The 1437-nt window shown below is 23.2% G+C and carries 2 protein-coding genes; both read right to left on the reverse strand.

Translation table 11 applies throughout. From position 1 onward, the window contains the following. Positions 1-546 precede the first annotated feature (546 nt). The gene (locus tag GBZ86_RS15895; protein ID WP_152892274.1) at positions 547-1116 is read right to left on the reverse strand and encodes an ATPase; all 570 of its coding nucleotides are present in this window, start codon (positions 1114-1116) and stop codon (positions 547-549) included. Between the two features lies 1 nt (position 1117). Next, complete coding sequence (locus tag GBZ86_RS17470; RefSeq protein ID WP_170272301.1) at positions 1118-1282, reverse strand: hypothetical protein; 165 nt, start codon at positions 1280-1282, stop codon at positions 1118-1120. Positions 1283-1437: the final 155 nt, after the last annotated feature.

Here is a 1437-nt window from a genome sequence, read left to right on the forward strand (position 1 = left end):
ATATTATTATATTACAAGATTTATTTTTGCTTATCAAATGGAAATTTTAGTAATTTGAAAAATATTAGAAATATTTTACTTGGGGGGGTAAGACTAAAAATAAATAGTTTAACTCCATCTTATGTACAAATTAAAATAAGATGAAGTTATTTATTGATATTAGAATATTTAGATGAAATATCATTTTGGGGACAGTAGGTAGTTTTTACACACAACTATCTACTGTTCTTTATTATTTAAAATTTTTTTATTTCATCAGTAAGATTAAGTATTACACATTGTTCTAGATACTAATTTCTTAATTCCTTATTAAATCTTGAAAGATTAACTAGCTTTGTTACTTTCATCACCATTATACCTAATAGAAGTTGTTATAAATTTTATTCAACTATAATAATGGTTGCTTTATCTATAATATCATTATTAATAAAAGAAGTTGTAAAAATAAATTAATCACAACTTCTTTTAAAGTAAATTTTTTAATAAATTAATACTACAATTAAATGTTCAAATTATTAAAATATTCATATGCTTGTATAAATAGGATTATTTAATGAAAATTTGATCCAACCAGTTAGGCAATACTTCCTTTTCCCATTTTAATTCACCATTTTTTATATACATAACTTGTTCAAGTAATTTAGTATTATCATACACTCTTATTTCATCGCAAATTTCAATAACTTTATTTAAATTATTTAAAGAATCTATATATCTTCTTTCTATATCATCATCAGGTATTCCATGACCACCTTTTTGTACTCTTAAATTAACTCTTTTTTTTGCAATTTCTACAGTGTCTACACCAATATAATTCATAACAATATAAAAACCATTATTTTTAGCAAGTTTAATATTACGAATAATACTTTTTCCACTTAAAGTAGTTTCTTGATTAAATGAAATTCCTTCTGAAATATATTCATTAATAAGCTTTATAGCTTCTCTAGCACACTTAATTTGAAGGTTATTATCTTTCCAAGAACCTATATTAAAAACCATTTCATCAGTATTAATTCTTTTTTCTTGCTTATTACAAGAATAATATATTGATTTATATATTGATGTTTTACCTGCTCCGTTAACTCCAGCAAATAAAGTATAAGTTTTTGTCATTTTATTTACCTATAACCTTTTGTTGCTCTCTTTGTAGAACTAAATTAGCAAGTGTCATGTAAAAATCCTGTTCATCCTTAGTTTTTGATTGTTTAAATAATTCTTGTAGTTGATTATATGAATAATGTAAAAAAGTATCATATAAAATATTATTTTTATTACTCATAACACAGCCTCCTTTTAATATATATCTATAGTCGGTTGCGGAATTCCGCAACCATTAATTCACCTAACTTTTTTGAAGTTAAGTTTTTATATTTTCCTCCAGTATGGCACAATATAAATAACAAGAAATAAAAACACCAACAGGAGGTAAATAAC

The organism is Clostridium tarantellae (assembly GCF_009295725.1).
Taxonomy (GTDB): Bacteria; Bacillota; Clostridia; order Clostridiales; family Clostridiaceae; genus Sarcina; species Sarcina tarantellae.

Coding starts and splice junctions, on each gene's coding strand:
- GBZ86_RS15895 (WP_152892274.1), bottom strand. CDS start 1,116: ATGACAAAAACTTATACTTTATTTGCTGGAGTTAACGGAGCAGGTAAA.
- GBZ86_RS17470 (WP_170272301.1), bottom strand. CDS start 1,282: ATGAGTAATAAAAATAATATTTTATATGATACTTTTTTACATTATTCA.